Genomic DNA, 3,371 nt, shown 5'->3' with positions numbered 1-3,371 from the left:
GGGCGTGGCCGCCCGCGCGGGGGGGCGCTTCACACGTGGTCACCCCCCCGCCGCGCCCCCGCCGGCCCGCCGGGGGGCGCGGGGGGCGCCGCGGCGGCCCCCGCCCCCCCCCGGACCCGGCGCTGCGCGACTGCGCCCCCTGGGCGCTGCGCACCGCGCTGCAGGAGCTGCTCGTCCGGCTGCGGGTGTACCGGCCGTACGCGTCCGGTGACGCGGCCTCCGTGGTCACCGAGGAGGCCGCCGAGGAGGCGCGGCTCGCCTTTGCCGTGCCCGAGGAGGGCCGGGCGGTCGACGTGGTGCGCGGCCTGCTGGTCGGGCCCGGTGACGGCCCCGACCTCGCGGAGTTCCGCGCGCGGTTCGCCCAGACCTCGTCGGCTCTGCGCGCCAAGTCCGTGGAGGACACGGCCTTCTACCGCTATGTGCCGCTGCTGTCGGCGACCGAGGTGGGTGGTGACCCGGGCCGGCCGGGGGTGTCTCCGGAGGACTTCCACGCGTACTGCACGCGCGTGCAGCGCGACTGGCCGGTGACCGGGACGGTCGTGTCGACGCACGACACCAAGCGCAGCGCCGATGTGCGGGCGGCCCTGGCCGTGCTGACCGAGTGCCCGGAGCGCTGGGCGGACGTGCTCGCCGAGGTCACCCGCGACGGCGGGGGCGTGCCGGACGCGCAGCTGGCCTGGGCGGCCTGGCAGACGGTGTTCGGGCTTGGCCCGGCGGGTGGGGAGCGCGTCCGGGAGTCACTGCTGAAGCATGTGCGCGAGGCGGGCCTGTACACGAGCTGGACGGAGCAGGAGCCGCCGTACGAGGAGGCGGTGGCGGCGTTCGTCGCGCAGGGACCGTGCGGAGCGCCGGGCGAGCACGTGGCCGCTCTCCGCGGTTCCCTGGAGACCCACATCCGGGCGAACGTGCTGGGCACGGCCCTGGTCCATCTGACGATGCCCGGCGTGCCGGACCTCTACCAGGGCACGGAGGGCGAGTACCGGGCGCTGGTGGACCCCGACAACCGGCGCCCGGTGGGGTTCCCGCCGCAGGATGCGGCCGGCACGTCCGGGACGTCGCGGGAGAAGGCCGCGGTGACGGCGGCGGCGCTGCGGCTGCGTGCGCGGCGGCCGGAGTCCTTCGGCGACACGGCGACGTACGCGGCGCTGGCCGCGGAGGGCCCGGCGGCGGCGCACTGCCTGGCGTTCACGCGCTCCGGGGAGGTGGTGACGGCCGTGACGCGGCTGTCGCTGCGGCTGACGGAGGCGGGTGGCTGGCGGGACACGCGCCTGCCGCTGCCACCGGGACGCTGGGCCGACGTGCTGTTCCCCGATCGGGAGTTCACGGACCACGCACGCGTGGCGGAGCTCTTCGCACGCATGCCGGTGGCGCTGCTGGAGCGGGTGACGGCCACGGCCTGAGGGGCGACGGCACCGGAAGCGGACCAGCGCGCCGGCATGAACGTGGACCGCGCCCCGCAGAAGCTCCACGAAGGCCTCGGCCACGCCGGAGGGCGGCACGCGGGCGCAGGCGGACGGGGCACGCCCACGAGGTCGGCCACGGCCGCGCCGAGGCCGCCTCGGGCGCGGGACGCGGTTCCGCTCGGCCGGCCACCACACCGACCGGACCACCGCAGCCTTCACACGCCCGCACAGGCGGCACGGACACACCCGGAACGGACCGCGCCCCCCGCGGAAGCTGCCGGGGCCTCGCGTCACGGGCGAATGCACCTGGGCGCCCCCTGGAGCCTCCCCCACGATGTCCTTGACAGTTCACCTACGCCGTGCGGCACTGGAAGCGGCGAAGACGGGCGGACGAGTCGGGGGTGAGTCTCCTGCCGGAGCTGCGTTACCCCAGTGTTCCCGAACTGAACGCGGTTGCCCGGGCGTTGGCCGCTCAACGGCCGGGTCTGTGCACTCTGCGTCAGGTGGGCGTGTCGCGCGCGGGCAGACCCCTGCACCTGCTGTCCGTGGGGCATTCCGGACGAGCCGTGCTGGTGGTGGCGGGGGCCCACGCCAACGAGCCGACGGGGGGCCGCACGCTCCTCGTGCTCGCCGAACGGGTTCTGCGCGAACCCGCATTACGGGCCGACACCTCCTGGCACTTCCTGCTGTGCGCGGACCCGGACGGGGCGAGCCTGCACGTGACCCCGGCGCCGCGCAGCCTGCTCGACTACCACCGCGGCTTCTACCGGCCGGCCGGTCCGGAGCAGCCGGAGTGGTCGCCGTCGGTGCTCCCGCCCGACCGGCTGCCGCCCGAGACCAGGGCCCTGACCGGAGTCATCGACGAGCTGCGGCCGTACCTCCAGGTGACGCTGCACGGGACCGATCTGGGCGGCAGCTGGGTGCAGTTGACCAGGGACGTGCCGGGGCTCGCCGAGCCGTTCGCCAAGTCGGCCGCGGAGCTGAACATCCCGGTGGAGACGGGCGCCTCGGACGCGGCGGGCTGGCCCGCCTCGGGGCCCGGCGTGCATGTGATGCCCGGACCGGAGTCGGGCGTGCCCTACCCGAGCATGCCGGACGACGCGCGGCACAGCACCTGGTACCACACCCACCGGTACGGTGGCCTGACGGCGGTGGTGGAGGTACCGATGTGGGCCAGCGACCTGGTGGACGACCTCGCCCCGCACCCGGCACCGCAGGCCGCGATGCGCAGGCTGGCCCTCCGGCTGCGGCGGGACGCGCGGGAGGTGGAGCTGGTGCTGGCCGAGGTGCTGCCGCGGCTGGACGGCGCCGAGGGGCCGCTGCTGCGGGCCGCCAGATGGGGGCTGGGGCTGATCCCGGGCCTGGCCGACGACTGGATCCACACGCCGCCCGTCGACACCACGATGGCGTACGTGGGCAGCGTGGACGCCTTCGGGCGGAGGCTGCCGCTGCGGGCGGCGGCGATGCTGCTGCGGGTCCTCCAGGAGGCAGACGACCGCGCCGCTCCGGGGCTCGAACAGCTCGTCGTCTCCTGGTGCGACGCCTTCGCGGAGCGCTTCCGCGCCCGCTGGGTGCCGCTGGCGGACCAGGTGGAGCACCAGTCGCGCACGGTCCTCACGGCCGCGCAGTACGCGCGCGAGCGGGCGGCCTGAGGCACGGGAGGAACACGGCACGCGCGCGGGAGACACCGTCCGGTACCGCGCACGCGTGCCGCTGTGCTCAGCCGTCCAGCGCGAACAGCTCCCCCGTGCGCGCTACCATCGTGCAGGCGTTCGAGAACGTCTCCTCGTACAGGACGGACCGTCCCTGCCACTCCCCCCGCGCGCGGGCGGTGACGGGGGCGTAGACCATCGGGCAGACGACGTCCTCCTTGGCGGGGACGCTGCCGATGTCGCCGTCCGCCGCGTCCAGTTCGGCACAGGCCTCGGCCGCGTGGGAGTGCCCCCGGGGCGGGTCGCACAGCAGCAG

2 protein-coding genes and 1 pseudogene are annotated in these 3,371 nt (G+C 75.9%); 2 read left to right on the top strand and 1 reads right to left on the bottom strand.

Annotated elements, in window-relative coordinates; genetic code table 11:
* Positions 1–1,400, top strand: a pseudogene (locus ACFW2E_RS43885) (malto-oligosyltrehalose synthase); the annotation flags it as partial.
* Positions 1,401–1,804: 404 nt separating this feature from the next.
* Positions 1,805–3,055 carry a M14 family zinc carboxypeptidase gene (locus tag ACFW2E_RS43880; RefSeq protein WP_384476886.1) on the top strand — a complete coding sequence of 417 codons (1,251 nt, stop codon included), beginning with the start codon at positions 1,805–1,807 and terminating at the stop codon, positions 3,053–3,055.
* Positions 3,056–3,122: 67 nt separating this feature from the next.
* Here the strand turns inward: ACFW2E_RS43880 and ACFW2E_RS43875 are convergent.
* A partial coding sequence (locus ACFW2E_RS43875) for an SSI family serine proteinase inhibitor (protein WP_384476883.1) occupies positions 3,123–3,371 on the bottom strand: 249 nt, incomplete at its 5' end.

Source organism: Streptomyces sp. NPDC058964 (assembly GCF_042741275.1).
GTDB lineage: Bacteria > Actinomycetota > Actinomycetes > Streptomycetales > Streptomycetaceae > Streptomyces.
This window is presented reverse-complemented; position numbering and strand designations above follow the sequence as displayed.